Source organism: Spirillospora sp. NPDC046719, assembly GCF_040645715.1.
Lineage (GTDB): Bacteria > Actinomycetota > Actinomycetes > Streptosporangiales > Streptosporangiaceae > Spirillospora.
This window is the reverse complement of sequence record NZ_JBEYYT010000169.1, coordinates 1-15,077: the sequence shown is the minus strand read 5'-3', so window position 1 is coordinate 15,077 and position 15,077 is coordinate 1. Positions and strand designations below refer to the sequence as shown.

At 73.7% G+C, this 15,077-nt stretch carries 17 protein-coding genes and 1 tRNA gene; 8 read left to right on the top strand and 10 right to left on the bottom strand.

The annotated features are described in order from the left end of the window. Nucleotides 1–181 precede the first annotated feature (181 nt). From ABZ914_RS26540 to ABZ914_RS26510, 7 genes are all read right to left on the bottom strand, one after another. On the bottom strand, nucleotides 182–385 hold the full coding sequence (locus ABZ914_RS26540) for a hypothetical protein (RefSeq protein WP_190868274.1): 204 nt from the start codon (nucleotides 383–385) through the stop codon (nucleotides 182–184). A 62-nt stretch (nucleotides 386–447) separates the two neighbouring features. Further along, complete coding sequence (locus tag ABZ914_RS26535) at nucleotides 448–1,119, bottom strand: response regulator (protein ID WP_190868273.1); 672 nt, start codon at nucleotides 1,117–1,119, stop codon at nucleotides 448–450. Then, nucleotides 1,116–2,726, bottom strand: coding sequence for a sensor histidine kinase (locus ABZ914_RS26530; RefSeq protein WP_500196505.1), 1,611 nt, complete (start codon nucleotides 2,724–2,726; stop codon nucleotides 1,116–1,118). Before ABZ914_RS26530 ends, ABZ914_RS26535 begins: the two co-directional genes overlap by 4 nt. 809 nt (nucleotides 2,727–3,535) lie before the next feature. Further along, complete coding sequence (locus ABZ914_RS26525; protein ID WP_500196503.1) at nucleotides 3,536–4,087, bottom strand: hypothetical protein; 552 nt, start codon at nucleotides 4,085–4,087, stop codon at nucleotides 3,536–3,538. Nucleotide 4,088: 1 nt separating this feature from the next. After that, on the bottom strand, nucleotides 4,089–4,703 hold the full coding sequence (locus ABZ914_RS26520) for a DUF6286 domain-containing protein (protein WP_500196502.1): 615 nt from the start codon (nucleotides 4,701–4,703) through the stop codon (nucleotides 4,089–4,091). 118 nt (nucleotides 4,704–4,821) lie between these two features. Continuing rightward, on the bottom strand, nucleotides 4,822–5,670 hold the full coding sequence (purU, locus tag ABZ914_RS26515) for a formyltetrahydrofolate deformylase (RefSeq protein WP_500196500.1): 849 nt from the start codon (nucleotides 5,668–5,670) through the stop codon (nucleotides 4,822–4,824). Nucleotides 5,671–5,827: 157 nt separating this feature from the next. Continuing rightward, the gene (locus ABZ914_RS26510) at nucleotides 5,828–6,994 is read right to left on the bottom strand and encodes an epoxide hydrolase family protein (RefSeq protein WP_500196498.1); all 1,167 of its coding nucleotides are present in this window, start codon (nucleotides 6,992–6,994) and stop codon (nucleotides 5,828–5,830) included. A 197-nt stretch (nucleotides 6,995–7,191) separates the two neighbouring features. Here ABZ914_RS26510 and ABZ914_RS26505 point away from each other — a divergent pair, with 197 nt between their 5' ends. The 3 genes from ABZ914_RS26505 to ABZ914_RS26495 all read left to right on the top strand — a co-directional run bounded on the left by ABZ914_RS26505 (nucleotide 7,192) and on the right by ABZ914_RS26495 (nucleotide 10,103). Then, the gene (locus ABZ914_RS26505; protein ID WP_500196497.1) at nucleotides 7,192–8,130 is read left to right on the top strand and encodes a CE1 family esterase; all 939 of its coding nucleotides are present in this window, start codon (nucleotides 7,192–7,194) and stop codon (nucleotides 8,128–8,130) included. Nucleotides 8,131–8,215: 85 nt separating this feature from the next. After that, nucleotides 8,216–9,400, top strand: coding sequence for an amino acid deaminase/aldolase (locus ABZ914_RS26500; protein ID WP_500196496.1), 1,185 nt, complete (start codon nucleotides 8,216–8,218; stop codon nucleotides 9,398–9,400). Between the two features lie 37 nt (nucleotides 9,401–9,437). Next, entirely contained in the window at nucleotides 9,438–10,103 is a 666-nt protein-coding gene (locus ABZ914_RS26495; RefSeq protein WP_500196494.1) for an SIMPL domain-containing protein, read from the top strand. 183 nt (nucleotides 10,104–10,286) lie between these two features. Here the strand turns inward: ABZ914_RS26495 and ABZ914_RS26490 are convergent, their stop codons facing one another. Beyond that, nucleotides 10,287–10,697, bottom strand: a complete 411-nt coding sequence (locus tag ABZ914_RS26490; protein WP_500196493.1) for a VOC family protein — start codon at nucleotides 10,695–10,697, stop codon at nucleotides 10,287–10,289. On the opposite strand from ABZ914_RS26490, the gene ABZ914_RS26485 reads away from it, so the two are divergent. Next, nucleotides 10,696–11,109 (top strand): zf-HC2 domain-containing protein, encoded by a 414-nt coding sequence (locus ABZ914_RS26485; RefSeq protein WP_500196491.1) that lies wholly within the window; start codon nucleotides 10,696–10,698, stop codon nucleotides 11,107–11,109. The genes ABZ914_RS26490 and ABZ914_RS26485 overlap by 2 nt on opposite strands. On the opposite strand, the gene ABZ914_RS26480 is transcribed toward ABZ914_RS26485, so the two are convergent. Next, nucleotides 11,060–11,359 carry a DUF3618 domain-containing protein gene (locus ABZ914_RS26480; RefSeq protein WP_190868391.1) on the bottom strand — a complete coding sequence of 100 codons (300 nt, stop codon included), beginning with the start codon at nucleotides 11,357–11,359 and terminating at the stop codon, nucleotides 11,060–11,062. The genes ABZ914_RS26485 and ABZ914_RS26480 overlap by 50 nt on opposite strands. Before the next feature lie 127 nt (nucleotides 11,360–11,486). Between ABZ914_RS26480 and bcp the strand changes: the two genes are divergently transcribed. Then, nucleotides 11,487–11,954, top strand: coding sequence for a thioredoxin-dependent thiol peroxidase (gene bcp / locus ABZ914_RS26475; RefSeq protein WP_190868392.1), 468 nt, complete (start codon nucleotides 11,487–11,489; stop codon nucleotides 11,952–11,954). Nucleotides 11,955–11,985: 31 nt separating this feature from the next. Here bcp and ABZ914_RS26470 read toward each other — a convergent pair. Further along, nucleotides 11,986–12,069, bottom strand: a tRNA-Leu gene (locus ABZ914_RS26470). Between the two features lie 334 nt (nucleotides 12,070–12,403). Here ABZ914_RS26470 and ABZ914_RS26465 point away from each other — a divergent pair. The 3 genes from ABZ914_RS26465 (at nucleotide 12,404) to ABZ914_RS26455 (ending at nucleotide 14,982) form a co-directional block, all read left to right on the top strand. Beyond that, nucleotides 12,404–13,168, top strand: a complete 765-nt coding sequence (locus tag ABZ914_RS26465) for a GntR family transcriptional regulator (protein ID WP_500196488.1) — start codon at nucleotides 12,404–12,406, stop codon at nucleotides 13,166–13,168. Nucleotides 13,169–13,266: 98 nt separating this feature from the next. Next, complete coding sequence (locus ABZ914_RS26460; protein ID WP_500196486.1) at nucleotides 13,267–14,673, top strand: amidase; 1,407 nt, start codon at nucleotides 13,267–13,269, stop codon at nucleotides 14,671–14,673. Nucleotides 14,674–14,739: 66 nt separating this feature from the next. Continuing rightward, a complete protein-coding gene (locus ABZ914_RS26455) occupies nucleotides 14,740–14,982 on the top strand; it encodes a hypothetical protein (RefSeq protein ID WP_500196485.1) in 243 nt (80 codons plus the stop codon). Nucleotides 14,983–15,077: the final 95 nt, after the last annotated feature.

Sequence of the window (15,077 nt, the reverse complement as noted above, 5' to 3'; positions counted from 1 at the left end):
CTCCCCGGGGTCGCCGCCCGCGGGGGGGGGCGGGGGGCCGCGTACCCAGCCCGCGGGCGCGGCCGGGGGGGGGGGGGGGACGCGGGGGGGCTGCGGCGGGGGCGGGGCGCCCCCCGCCCCCCCGCCGGGGCCGCGGCCCCGCGCCCCCCGCCCGCCCCCCCCCCCCCGCCGCGAAGGGCGGCTAGCCCTTGAACATCGCGCGCATCTTCCGGGCGGCGTCGCCCGGCTTGACCTTGCGCGGCTTGTCCCCCGCGCGTCCGGCGTCGTCGGCGGCCTCCCCGTTGCGGGCCGTGCGGGCCGGACGGGCCGGGCGGGCCTCGCCCGACTCGTTCCTCCGCTCCGGTTCGGCGGTCCTGCGGTCCACCTTGTCGTTCAGGTCACCCACGACAACTCCCCCGATGTCGCTGACGGATCGTTCGTCCCGTAGGTACCCCGCGGCGCGCCCCTCTACCCCGGGTAGAAGCGGACCTCCGGCCGGCCGACCTGCCCGTAGTGCGGCCGGCGCGTGGCCAGGCCGTTCTCGGCGAGGTACTCCAGGTAGCGGCGCGCGGTGACGCGGGACACCCCGGTGAGGTCCGCGGCGGCCGCCGCCGACAGCCCCTCCGGCGCCCCCGTCAGCACCTCGGTGATCGCGTCGAGCGTCTCGCCGCTCATCCCCTTCGGCAGCGACCGGTGGTCCGGCGTCCGCAGCGTCGCCAGCATGCCGTCCACGTCGGCCTGCCCCGACACCTCGCCCGATCCCACCAGCTGCTCCCGGTACCGCGCGTACCGGACGAGCTTGTCGCGCAGCGACGCGAACGTGAACGGCTTCAGCAGGTACTGGACGACCCCGACCGACACCGCCGAACGGATCACCGCGAGGTCCCGCGCGGACGTCACCGCGATGACGTCGACCTCGCTGCCCCCGGCCCGCAGCGCCCGGCAGACCGTCAGGCCGTGGGTGTCGGGAAGGTAGAAGTCCAGCAGGACGACGTCGACCCGCGTCCCCTGGCAGAACCGCAGCGCATCAGCGCCCGAGTGCACCACCCCCGCGACCGCGAACCCCGCGACCTGCTCGACGTACGAGCGGTGCGCCTCCGCCGCGACGGGGTCGTCCTCCACGATCAGCACCGAGATCATCGGGCCTCCACCGGCAGCCGGACGGTGAACACCGCGCCCTCACCGCCGCCACTGGCGACCTCCACCGTGCCGCCGTGCCGCCGGACCGCCCGGCCGACCAGCGCCAAGCCCAGCCCGTGCCCCACCGGGCCGCCCGACGACTTCGTCGTCCAGCCCCGGCGGAACATCTCCGGGACGTCCGCAGGATCCACCCCCGGGCCGCTGTCGGCGACCCGCAGGACGAGCCGCCCGTCCTCCCGGCGGACGCTCACCCGGACCCGCGGCGGCCGCACCCCCGCGTTCTCCACCGCCGCGTCCACCGCGTTGTCGATCAGGTTCCCGAGGATCGTCACCAGGTCGCGCGGCTCCACCACCCCGTCGATCGCGGTGTCCTCCGCGATCTCCAGCTCGACGCCGCGCTCCGCCGCCTCCGCGGACTTGCCGAGCAGCAGCGCCGCCAGCACCGGCTCCCGCACCGACCCGACGACCCGGTCCGTCAGCCGCTGCGCCGCCGCCAGGTCCGCCGTCGCGAACTCCACCGCCTGCTCCGGCCGACCGAGCTCCACCAGCGACACCACCGTGTGCAACCGGTTCGCCGCCTCGTGCGCCTGCGACCGCAGCGACTCCGCGAACCCCCGCACCGTGTCCAGCTCGCCCGTCAGCCCCTGCAGCTCCGTGTGGTCCCGCAACGTCACCACGTTCCCCATCGCCCGGTCCCCCGACCGCACCGGCGACGTGCTGACCACCAGGACCCGCGTGTCCCCGACATGGATCTCGTCCGCGCGCGGCTCCGGCGACGTCATCGACGCCACCAGCTCCTCCGGCAGCCCCAGCTCACCGACATGCCGCCCGCCGGGACCGTCCGGCGGCAGATCGAGCAGCTCGCGCGCCGCGTCGTTGCACAGCACGACGCCCCCGCCGCGGTCCAGCAGCACCAGCCCCTCCCGCACCGCGTGCAGGATCGCCTCGTAGTACTCGAACATCCCCCGCAGCTCGCCCGGCGCCGCCCCGCGGGTCTGGCGCCGCAGCCGCGCCGCCACCAGCCAGCTCCCGCCGATCCCGATCGCCAGCACCATCGCCGCGATCCCCACCACCACCAGCAGCCGCCGCCGCAGCTCCGCCGAGATCGCCCGGATCGTGATCCCGACCGCCACCAGCGCCACCACCCGGTGCCCGTCCCCGAACACCGGGACCACCGTCCGCACCGACGGCCCCAGCGTCCCCGTGTACGTCTCGGTGAACTCGTGACCCGCCAGCGCGCGCGCCGTGTTCCCGACGAACCGCCCGCCGATCCGCGCCGGATTCGGATGCGTGTACCGGATCCCCGCCGGACTCATGATCGTGATGAAGTCCACGCCCGTGTCGTGCCGGATCCGCTCGGCGTACGGCTGCAGGATCCGGCTCGGCGACGGCGCGGCCACCGCCGCCCGCACGTCCGGCGCGTCCGCGATGCTCTCCGCCAGCGCCGTCACCGTGTGCGCCGCCCGCTCGTCCGTGGCCCGCCGGGCGTCCAGGTACGCGAGGGTCGCCCCGACCGCCACCAGCAGCGCGACGATCGCCGCCTGCAGCGCCAGCAGCTGCCGGGCCAGGCTCCAGCGTCCGGGCGCCGCCCAACCGGGACGCCGCATCCCACCCGTACCTTTCGTTTCGGCAATGCCGTGAACGAAATGTACACAACCGTGACCGTTACCAGAAGATCGCGCATAGTGACGGGTGCATGCCCTGCGACCTGCACAGCTTCCGTGTGCGCGGGCGCCCATCGTGTGCATGCGCCCGCTCCGCGGCGCATGGGCGCCTGCCCGAGCGCGGGCACCCGTCCGGGGCGCGGCGCCGCCCCCGCCCGGCGCCGCCCCGGACGGGTGTCGCGTGTTTTCTTGCATTGCCCTTGGCGGTCAGGCGCTAGAGCGCCTTCCCTTCGGCGGGCAATGCGTGCGATCGCAGCATCGCTCCGACTCGCCCTGGGGGCTCGCTGCGCGATCAAGTTCTCGCAAGCTCGAACTTGGCTTCGCACGCGATCGCGACGGTTCGGTTGTCGCGTGGCTGGGGCCTAACCCCCGCGCCCGTTGCGGTCACCGATTCCGCTCACGCTCACCCCTAGACCAACGCGCTCCGTGAACCCCCGGCACGCCCGGTTCACCCCTGGCGACGCGCTCCCTGGACTCCGGCAACGCCCTGCCCCCGGCGCCACATACCCCCAGCCCAGCACACCCCAGCCCCACATACCTCCAGCCCTGCACGCCCCAGCCCTGCACACCCCGGCCCTGCGCGTCCCCGCCACGTCCTGGCCCTGCACGTCCTGACCCGGCACGTCCCTGCCCGGCACGTTCTGGGGACGCTGGTGCGTCCCCGGGGATTCGGCGTGCTGCGGGACGGTGCGTCCGCGGCTCCCGCTCAGGTCCGGGCACGGGCCTGAGCGGGAGGCTTGGCGGCGGTGGGGTCAGGCGGTTTCCGGGTGGGGCGTCCTCGGGCGCTTCTGCTGTTGCGGGAAGGCCAGACGGAAGCGGACGATCGCCTTCAGGTCGGGCATGCCCAGGGCGCGGCGGTAGCGCTCGACCGGGCCGGCGCCGAGCTCCCCGTACACCTCGCTGAGCAGCGCGTCGCCGGCGCACGTCACGTGCATGATCAGGCGCGGCCGGTTGACGGTCCCGGTGAGGCGGACGCGGACGTCCTGGACGTCCGGGAGCTCCTTGGTGGTCTTGACGAGGACGTCCGCGGCGGCGCGGGCATGCGCGCGGGTCTGCGGGTCCAGGTCGGGCCACCGCAGGTGGACGACGGTGCGGCCCTGCACGACCAGCCACAGCTGCCCGGCGAGCGCCAGGATCTCGGCGACGCCGGCGGCGACGGCCAGGAACCACGGGCTGCCGGAGGCGAAGCGCACCAGCGCGGGGTCGAGCGGCGGGTGCCCGCCGAGACCGGACACGCCCAGAGCGAGGGCGGACGCGCCGCACAGCAGCAGCAGGGCGCCGGTCGCCGCGATCGGGATCCTCATGTCAGTCCTTCCGCCAGCCGAGCCGGACGTCGACCAGGGGACGGTGCATCGGCTCGATCCTGTCGAGGCGCGCCGTGACCGCCGTGTGCACCAGTTCTTCGAGGTTCGCCGGGTTGCGGTAGTTCGTGGCGACCCGGACGACCAGCCGGCGGCGCAGCACGCCGAGGCCGCGGGCGCGGGCGCGCTCGATGCCGGGGACGGTCAGCGCCGCGTCGGCGGCGGCGCGGCGCAGCGCGGCGCGGCGGACGACGCCCGCGAGGCGCGGGTCGGCGCCGTCCAGCGGGACGCCGCGCAGCCGTCCGGGCGCCGCGGCGAGCAGGAAAAGCAGCCCGCAGCCGGTGATCGCGGCTGCGGTCTCGCGGACGCCGGCGTCGCTCCACGGGCGGTGCCGCAGCGTGTGCACGAGGGCGCCCATGCCGGGGACCGGGTGGACGCCGGAGTGCAGCGCGGCGGCGAGCAGTTCGATGGCGGCGATCCCGCCCGCGGCGGTGACCACCAGCGCGGCCGCCAGCCCGGCGAACGCGCGCCGCGGACGGAACTCGCGGACCGCCAGGCGCCGTGCCTGACGCCTGCTCCGTTCTTCCTCGATCAGGTCCTTGACCAGAGCCTCGGCCATAGCCACCCCCGTGAGCCACCGGCACGTCCGGACGATCTCTCACTACTCATAGTGAGGCAATGTCACGTGGAGTGAAACACGCCATGCCGACATCTCACGCTTTCACCTGCGCGAACGGTCAGCGGAAGACGACGGTGCGGTCTCCGTTGAGCAGCACGCGGTGCTCGGCGTGCCAGCGGACGGCGCGGGCGAGGGCGAGGCATTCGACGTCGCGGCCGACCGCCACCAGATCGTCCGGGCTGTGGGTGTGGTCCACGCGGGCGACCTCCTGCTCGATGATCGGTCCCTCGTCCAGGTCGGCGGTGACGTAGTGCGCGGTGGCGCCGATCAGCTTGACGCCGCGCTCGTGCGCCCGGTGGTAGGGGCGGGCGCCCTTGAAGCTCGGCAGGAAGGAGTGGTGGATGTTGATGATCGCGCCGGGGAGCTTGGCGCAGAAGTCGTCCGAGAGGATCTGCATGTAGCGGGCGAGGACGACGAGGTCGGCGCGGTAGTGCTCGACCAGGGCGAGGATCTCGGCCTCCTGCGCGGCCTTGCCGCCGGGCCCGGCCGGGAGGTGGTGGTAGTCGATGCCGTACGACTGGGTGAGCGGCCGCAGGTCGGGGTGGTTGGACGCGACGGCGACGACGTCGATGTCGAGGAGCCCGGAGCGCTGCCGGTAGAGCAGGTCGTTCAGGCAGTGCCCGCCCTTCGACACCATGATCAGCACGCGGGGGCGTTCGGACAGGTCGTGCAGCCGCCACTCGAGGCCGAGGTCGGGGGCGAGGGACGCGAACGCGCCGCGCAGTTCGTCGGCGTCGGTGCCGGGCCGGGCGGTGAACTGGACCCGCATGAAGAAGGTGCCGGAGTCGGGGTCGCCGAACTGCTGGCTCTCCACGATGTTGCATCCGCGGTCGGCGAGCACCCCGGAGACGGCGGCGACGATGCCCGGCCGGTCGGGGCACGACAGGGTCAGCACGTATGGGTCCACGTCTCGGTCTCGCTCTCGCCGCGTAGTACCAGCTCAAAGGGGGTCCGGGTGTACGAGCTTACGCGCCGCGGGCCCGTCGCGCGGCCGTGCCGCGCCCATGCCCCGCACCCGGCACCGCAGCGCCCGGCGGGGAGGCCGCCGGGCGCCGAGGACGGGATCAGGCGAGCTTGGTGAAGAACTCGCGGATGTCGGCCACCAGGAGGTCGGAGGCGTCGTGGGCGGCCCAGTGGCTGCCGCGGTCGTACTCGTTCCAGTGGACGATGTTGGTGTGGTCGCGCTCGGCGAAGCGGCGCAGCGGGCGGAAGTCGTAGGCGAACGAGGCGAGGCCGATCGGGAACGTGGTCGGCTCGGTCGCCTTCTCCTCGTGGGCGTTCTCGTAGTAGAAGCGGGCGGACGAGGCGGCCGTGTTGGTGAACCAGTAGATCGACGCGCTGGTCAGGATGGTGTCGGGGTCGGGGACGCCGCCGAGGAGCTGGCCGATCCAGGCGAGCTGCCCGGACGGGGAGTCGGCGAGCGCGTGCGCGAGGGTCTGCGGCTGCGCCTGCTGTGCGCGGTCGTGGATGGCGTGTTCGACGAACTGCTGGAGGAACTGCAGGTACTGCATGTCCTCGGGGCCGAGGCCCTCGAACTCGGCGGGGTCTCCGGACGGGAACGAGAAGATCTGGTTGACGTGGACGCCGATGACGGCGTCGGGGTGGCGGCGCCCGATCTCGGGGCTGACGATGGCGCCGGCGTCGTTGCCGTGCGCGCCGTACCGGTCGTAGCCGAGGCGGCGCATCAGCTCGTGCCAGGCGTCGGCGGTGCGGGCGGCGCCCCAGCCCTTCTCGGTGGTGTGGCCCGAGAAGCCGAACCCGGGCAGCGACGGGATCACGACGTGGAAGGCGGTGGACGGGTCGCCGCCGTGCGCGCGCGGGTCGGTGAGGGGGCCGATCAGGTCGAGGTACTCGGCGAAGGTGTTCGGCCAGCCGTGCGTGAGGATCAGGGGCGTCGCGTCCGGCTCCGGGGAGCGGACGTGCGCGAAGTGCACGAGCTGGCCGTCGATCTCGGTGGTGAACTGCGGGACCGCGTTGAGCCGCGCCTCGTGCGCGCGCCAGTCGTACTCGTCGCGCCAGCGGGCGACGAGGTCGCGGACGAACGAGACGGGCACGCCGTACTCCCAGCCGGGCTGCACCGGGCCGGCCGGCTCGCCGGTGGTGACCTGGTCGCGCGGGAGCTCGTCGGCGAACCGGACGCGGGCCAGCCGGTCGCGGAGGTCGTCCAGGTCGGCCTGCGGGATCTCGACGCGGAACGGCCTGATCTCGGTGTTCGCGCTGTTCTCAGCCATGGTGAACGGCCCCTTTCGATGGTGTCGCACTGCGTCCAGTCTAACAGAACGAAGCATTCCGTTCCAGTCGGAGAGCGAGTGGGTCGGGCCTTCCAACTCGGACAGCAGAGCGGGTTGGGAAATCCAACCCGACAGGTGATCCCGGCTATCTACTCATGAGTAGTTTGAGGGGAGCCGTTGAGGTTACCTTTGCACGCATGCGCCGGATCCTGGTTGCCGCATTGGCCCTGTCCCTCGTCCTCGCGGGCTGCACGAGCAAGGGCGGCGGCGGGAAGGGCGGCGGCGAGGGCGGGAAGCGGCCCGCCACGGTCGACGGCATCGCGGCCGGCGCGGGGACCCACAAGGAGAAGATCGACGTGGGCACGCCCGGACACCGGGAGTACCTGCTGCACATCCCGGCCAAGGTGGCGAACGGGAAGTGGAAGGACGGCAAGCCCGCGGACAAGCCGGCGCTGGTGCTCGCCCTGCACGGCGGCCTGGCCAACATGAACAAGATGGAGTCGCTGACCGGCTTCGACAAGATCTCCGACGCCAAGGGGTTCGTCGTCGCCTACCCGGACGGGTTCATGACGACCTGGAACGCCGGGAGCTGCTGCGGCGCCGCGAAGCTCGGGCACATCGACGACGTCGGCTTCCTCGGCAAGCTGATCGGCAAGCTGACGGGCGCCGGGCTGGCCGATCCGGACCGGGTGTTCGTCACCGGCTTCTCCAACGGCGCGGGCATGGCCTACAAGCTGGCCTGCGAGAAGGCCGACAAGGTCGCGGCGATCGGGGTGGTCGAGGGGTCGCTCGTCACCAAGTGCGATCCCGACCGCCCGGTGTCGGCGATGATCTTCCATGGGACGGCCGACCAGAACGTCCCGTTCAACGGCGGCGGGAACCGCGATTTCAACGACAAGCGGCCGTTCCCGCCCGTCTCGCAGGCGGTGGACTTCTGGCGGAAGGTCGGGAAACTGCCGAAGCCGCACGAGGGCGTCAAGGCGCTCGGCGGCAACACCGACTGCCAGGCCACGGGCAAGGGCGCCCAAGGCGTCGAGGTGACGTTCTGCAAGGTCGAGGGCGGGACGCACGAATGGCCGTCCGAGGCGGCCGAGATGCTGTGGAAGTTCTTCGACGCGCATCCGCGCAAGGGCTGACCCCTCACGAGGAGCCCCTTCACCGCACGCCCGACGGTACGTGAGAGCTTTTCACATTTACCGCTATTGTGGCAGTGTGGCACACATGAACCTCCGGGACCGCTACGACGCCGCGACCACCGGCCTTGAGGCGCCGTTCGCCGTCGTCGACCTCGCGGCCTTCCGCGCCAACGCCGCCGACCTGGTGCGCCGCGCCGCCGGCAAGCCCATCCGGATCGCCAGCAAGTCGGTCCGCTGCCGCGCCCTCCTGGAGGAGACGCTCGCCATGGACGGCTTCGCCGGCGTCATGGCGTTCACGCTTCCCGAGGCCCTCTGGCTCGCCCGCGAGGGCGTGAGCGACGACATCCTCGTCGCCTACCCGACCGCCGACCGCACCGCGATCGCCGAGCTGGCCGCCGACCCCGCCGCCGCCCGCGCGATCACCCTGATGGTCGACTGCACCGAGCACCTCGACCTGATCGAGGACGCCGCCGGCGACGCCCGCGTCCGCATCTGCGTCGACATCGACGCCTCCTACCGGCCCCTCGGCGGCCGGGTCCGGATCGGCGCCCTGCGGTCCCCGCTGCGCACCCCGTCCGACGTCGCCGCGTTCACCGAGCGCATCCTCAAGCGCCCCGGCCTGCACCTGGCCGGGCTGATGGCCTACGAGTCGCAGATCGCCGGCGTCGGCGACCTGCCGCCCGGACGGCCCGCGCGGGGCCGCGTCATCCGCGCCATGCAGCAGCGGTCGCGGATGGAGCTGGCCCGGCGGCGCGCCGCGATCGTCCGCGCCGTCCGCGACCTGACCGAACTGGAGTTCGTCAACGGCGGCGGCACCGGCAGCGTGGAGAAGACCGCCGCAGAGCGCGCCGTCACCGAGATCGCCGCGGGCTCCGGGCTGTACCAGCCGCACCTGTTCGACTACTACTCCAACTTCACCGGACGGCCCGCCGCGCTGTTCGCGCTGCCCGTCGTCCGCCGGCCCGGCCCCGGCGTCGCGACCTGCCTCGGCGGCGGCTACCTCGCCTCCGGGCCCGCCGACGACATCCGGCTCCCCCGGCCCTACCTGCCCGCCGGCCTGTCCTTCGACCCGAACGAGGGCGCGGGCGAGGTGCAGACGCCGCTGCTCGGCCGCGCGGCCGACGAGCTGCGGATCGGCGACCGGGTCTGGTTCCGGCACACCAAGGCGGGCGAGCTGTGCGAGCGGTTCGCCGACCTGCACCTCATCGACGACGACCGGTTCGTCCGGACCGTCCCGACCTACCGGGGCGAGGGGAAGACCTTCCTCTAGCCTCCGCCGCCGTCCCGGGAGCGGCTAGGTTGGCGGTATGAGCGACGCTCCGTTGATCAGTGTGCGCGGCGAGGCGGTCCTGGAGGTGGAGCCGGAGATCGCCCGGCTGTCGGTGCACGTCCAGTCGCAGGAACCGGACCGGCGCAGGGCGCTGGACCGGCTTACCGAGCGCAACCGGGCCGCGCTCGACCTGATCGGCTCCTACGGCGACGCCGTCGAGAAGGTCGAGACCGGCGGGCTGGTCATCACCCCGCTGGTGAAGTACCGGCGCCGCGAGGGCGACATCCGCGCCTACCAGGGCACCGTGCTGATCAAGGTGGCGGTCGCCGACTTCACCGTGCTCGGCGAGCTCGTCACCCGGCTCGGCGACCTGGAGCGCACCCGCGTGGACGGCCCCGACTGGGATTTGCGCCGCGACAGCGACGTCTTCCGGCGGGCCGCCGAGCAGGCCGCGCAGGAGGCCGTCGCGCGCGCCCGCCGGTACGCGGAGGCGCTCGGCGCCCGGCTCACCGGCCTGGTCGAGCTGTCCGACGAGGGCCTCGGACGCGACGAGAGCATGGCGCCGGTCGCGCTGGCGGGCGCGTTCAGCCGCGCCCCGGGCGACGCGGGCGAGCCCGAGCCGATCGCCCTGGAGCCGGAGGCGCAGACCGTCCGCGCCGCCGTAGAGGCCCGCTTCACCGCCACCGCCCCCGACCTGGGCTAACGCCCGCGCGCGCACTGCCCACGCCGCGCACTGACGCTCAGCGCCGTCCGCGTGAGCGGCTCGCACACGCCAGCGGACCCCATCGATGAGCTGCCGCCTGGTCCATTTCGAGGTCGCCACGGCCGCCTGGGAGCAGGCGGCGGCTCGCGGGGCAACAATTGCGCGGACCCTTGCGGCCCGCTCTTAGTTGCCCTTGGGCCAGATGGGGCCCTGGTCGGTCCAGACGACGCCCTTGTTGTGGCAGAGGCAGAAGGGGTGGCCGACAGGGTCGGTGTAGACGCGCCAGCCGTAGCCTTCGGGGCCGATGAAGTCCTGCCGCAGGGTGGCGCCGAGAGCCAGGACGCGGCTCTGTTCGGCCTCGATGTCGTCCACTTCGAAGTCGAGGTGGAACTGCTTGGGGTGCTCGCTGTCGGGCCACTGCGGGGCGCGGTAGTCCTCGACGCGGATGAAGGCCAGCTCGATCTCGCCGAACCGGATACCGGCCCAGTCCTCGTTGCTGCCCTCCTTGACCGGGCGACCCGTCACCTCGGCGTAGAAGCCCGCCAGCTTCATCGTGTCCGGGCAGTCGATGATGAAATCGGTGAGTCGCAGCATGTCGCGATCGTGTCACAAGATCAAAGTGGCCCTGAACGGGTTCGCGGCCGCCGCCGTACTGCTGGGCGTGGAGGCATCCGGTTGCGGCGAGTACCGGCCCGGTCTCGGCGTCTACGCCCTCGGGCGGCTCGCCGGGGCGGAGGCCGAGGCGCTGGCCGCGCACCTGAGCGGCTGCCCGCCGTGCCGCGCCGAGCTGGCCGAGCTGCGCGACGTCGCCGAGCTCCTCGCCCGGACGGCCCGTGGCGCCGGCCGTCCCCGGACGGCAGGCCGAGCCCGCCCCGCCCGCCCCCGGGCCGCCCGGGCCGGAAAACGCGAAGGCGCCGGCCGCGGGTCGCGGTCCGGCGCCTCCTTCAAGGGCGGGTTCAGCGGCGCTTGCGCTTACGGCGCCACAGGACGAGGGCGGTCAGGGTGACCGCGGCGGCGGCGCCCGCGTAGACGACGCGCTTGTCGAGCCGGCCGGGCTCGCCGTCCTCGCCCTCGGGCCGCACGATCGCGTTGACGGCCTGGACGAGCTGCCCGGCCTCCTCCTTGATCCGCTCGGTGCCCTTGTGCGCGAGGTTCCTCGGGTTGACCCGCTCGGCGAGCTCGTCGATCGTGCGCGCGAGTTCCTGGCGGGTGCGCTCGATCTCCCGCTCCAGCGCCTCCGGGTCGCGGTCAGCCATGCCGTTGTCCTTGTCGTGTCGAGCGAAGCATGATGATCCGAACAGTGTTGCAGGTCTTCCCGCCGGACGCCCGCCGGACCCCGAGCGGTACCGTTGGAGCCACCATCCGAGCGAAAGGCGGCACAGGGTGTCAGAGCGGCTGCAGCCGGGCGACGTCGCCCCCGATTTCGAGCTCCCGGACGCCGACGCGTCCCCGGTCTCGCTGGCTTCGTTCCGCGGCAGGCGGGTGATCCTGTACTTCTACCCCGCGGCCATGACCCCCGGCTGCACCAAGGAATCGGTCGACTTCCAGAGCAGCCTCGGCGAGCTGGAGGCGGCGGGCGTCGCCGTCGTCGGCGTCTCCCCCGACAAGCCCGCCAAGCTCGCGAAGTTCCGCGAGAAGGAGGGGCTGACCTTCCCGCTGCTGTCCGACCCGGACGCCGAGACCCTCCAGGCGTACGGCGCCTACGGCGAGAAGAAGCTGTACGGCAAGGTCGTCGTCGGCGTGATCCGCTCGACCTTCATCATCGACGCCGACGGGAAGATCGAGAAGGCGTACTACAACGTGAAGGCCACCGGCCACGTCGAGCGCCTGCGCCGCGACCTGGGCCTCTGACCCCCGAGGCCGCCGGGCTTGGTCCGTGAGGTGCGGGCGGGGGGACTCGAACCCCCACGGTGTCTCCACCAACAGGACCTAAACCTGCCGCGTATGCCTACTTCGCCACGCCCGCGCACTCCGTGCAGGAGTGTGCTCAGCTTAGCGTCCTGGCTGGTCGGCATGTCGGCGGATTACCGGCGCCCGGCCCATCGACGGCGTTGCCGGGCGCAACTCGGCGAATCGCCGGGCCGGACGGGCGTCGCCGCAGGCCGGGGCGCGCGGACGGCGCCGGAACGCGGCGTAACCTGGCGCAACGGCGGCGACACGCTCCCGCAACGGCTCCTGCCTAGCGTCCTGGAACGTCGGCAGGGCCGGACGCGGGAGGTGCGATGGCGGTCGTGGAACGTAACACACCGGCAACTGCCGGAACATGCGGGCGCAACGGCGTCCGCCTACCGTCCCGGCACATGAGGGCGAGCAGGTCCCGGGACACGGGCGCGCCGGGGACGCGGACCGGGGCGGACGTGCGGCGGCTGCGGGACCTGCTGCGCTCGGCGATCCTGCGCGGCGCCTACCCCGGCGGCCAGCTGCCCGGCGAGCCCGAGCTGATGGCGGCGCACGGCGTGACGCGGGCGACGGTGCGCGAGGCGCTCGCGCTGCTGCGCGGCGAGGGGCTCGTCGACCGCAGGCAGGGCGTCGGCACGCACGCGGTCGGGGAGGCCGTGCTCGCTCCGCTCGCGGAGGCGCACGGCGCGGCCGACCCCGGCGCGGGCAGCGTCTTCGACCGGCGGATGCGGCCGCGCGTGCTGGACCGTTCCGTGATCCCGCTGCCGGAGGTCGCCGCCGACCGGCTCGGCGCCCGGCCCGGCGACCCGTGCCTGCGCCTGGAGTACGTGGCGCTGCTCGGCGACGAACCGGTGGCCATCGCGACCAACTACGTGCTCTTCCCCGAGGCGGAACGGCTCCGCGACGTCCCGTTCGTCTCGGACTGGTACGCGCTGCTCGCCGAGGCGGGCGTGGCCCTGGGCGAGTCGGAGTTCGTCCTCGGCTGCCTGCCCGCCGACGCCGGCACGGCGGGGCTGCTCGGCCTCGCCGTGGGGGCGCCGGTCGTGACCATGGAGCAGGTCATCCGGGCACCCGGCGGCCGCCCCTTCGACCTCGCGCACATTCACCACCGGGGCGACCGGTTCCTGCTGGTCTCCCGCCTCCCGCGCGCGTCCGCGCGCGGCTGAACCGCTCTTCCACCGCACCGCCCTTCCACCGCACCGATCCAGGCGCCCGTGCCCCTCGCGGCACGGACGGCGCCCTTGGCATGCCCTCAAGGAGAACCATGGAGACACCCCTCACCCTGACCGAGGCCGCCGAGGCGCTGCGCGCCGGCGCGGTGACGAGCGTCCGGCTGACCGAGGAGGCCCTCGCCGCCGCCGACCGGCACGACGGCGAGATCGGCACCTACCTGGCGCGCTTCGACGACTACGCCCTGGAGCAGGCCGAACGCGCCGACCGGGAGCTGGCCGAAGGGATCGACCGAGGCCCGCTGCAGGGCGTCCCGTTCGGCGTCAAGGACATCATCGCGATGGCGGAGGGCCCGACGACGGCGCAGAGCCTCGTCCTCGACCGGGCGTGGGCGGAGGGCCGGGACGCGCCGGTGGTGACCCGGCTGAAGGAGGCGGGCGCGGTGATCACCGGCAAGGTCACCACGATGGAGTTCGCGTGCGGGATGCCGGACCCGTCCAAGCCGTTCCCGATGCCGCGCAACCCCTGGGACACCGCGACGTGGCCGGGCGGCTCCAGCTCCGGGACGGGCAACGGCGTCGCCGCCGGGCTGTTCTTCGCCGGGCTCGGCACGGACACGGCGGGCAGCATCCGCATCCCGTCGGCGTTCTGCGGGGTCACCGGGCTGATGCCGACGTTCGGCCGGGTGCCGAAGTCGGGCGTGGCGCCGCTCGGCTACAGCCTCGACCACGTCGGCCCGCTGGCGCGCAGCGCCCGCGACTGCGCCGCCGTCCTCGACGTCATCGCCGGGCCGCACGCGAGCGACCCCGACAGCGTCGGCATGCCCTACGACGGGCCGGTGCTCGACGGGTCGCTGGAGGGGGTGCGGATCGGGGTCGTCCGGGCCGGGCACTTCCCCGAGGAGGCCGACCCGGCACTCGCGCCCGCCTTCGACGCGGCGCTCGGCGTGCTGTCCGGGCTCGGCGCGACGCTCGTGGACGCCGAGCTGCCGTTCTGGACGGAGATGCTCACCGCCAACCTCGTCACGATGTGCGCCGAGGCGTTCGCCTACCACCGCAACGACCTCGTGGAGCGCTGGGGCGACTACTTCGCGGCGACCCGCCTGATGCTGGCGCGCGGCGCGATGGTCACCGGCGCCGACTACGTGCAGGCGCAGCGGGTGCGGCGCGTCGCGCAGGACGCGGTGGCGCGGATGTTCGACGACCTCGACGTGATCGTCTGCCCGACCACGGCGGTCGGCGCGCCGCGCTACGACGAGCTGACCGACGGCGCGGGCCGGATCGACATCGAGGGCCTGTTCCGCACGATCTTCACCCAGTACTGGGACTGCGTCGGCAACCCCGTCCTGGCGGCCCCGATGGGCGCCACGGCCGCCGGGCTGCCGCTGTCGATCCAGTTCGCCGGGCCCGCGTTCGGGGAGGCCGGCGTGCTGCGGGCGGCGGACGCCTTCCAGCAGGTCACGGACTGGCACCGCCGCGTCCCCGCCCTCGTCGCCGCCTGACCGCCCCCGCGACGGCCGCACGACCCGAGCCCGGAGCGACCGGGCGTCACGACCCCTGGAGGAACCTTGACCGAGAACGTCCTGAACTCCGCGCCGCCCGCGGACGACCCGCGCGTCATCGCGGAGGTGGGCCTGCTGGTGTCCCGGGCCGGGCTGCCGCTGTCGGCGGCCGAACTGGCGGAGCTCGCCGCCTCGTACCCGCTCCAGCAGGCGGGGATAGACGCCCTCTACGCGGTCCCTGAGGCCCGGTACGCCGATCCGGCCCTGCGCTTCCGGGCCGACGCCCGCATGGCCGACTGGGCCGCCTGAGCCCCGGCGGACGGCAGAACGGAACGGGCCCCCGCGTCCCGCGGGGGCCCCGTCGCGCCCCGGCGTGAACGCCGGGTGGCCGGCGGGCATCTCGC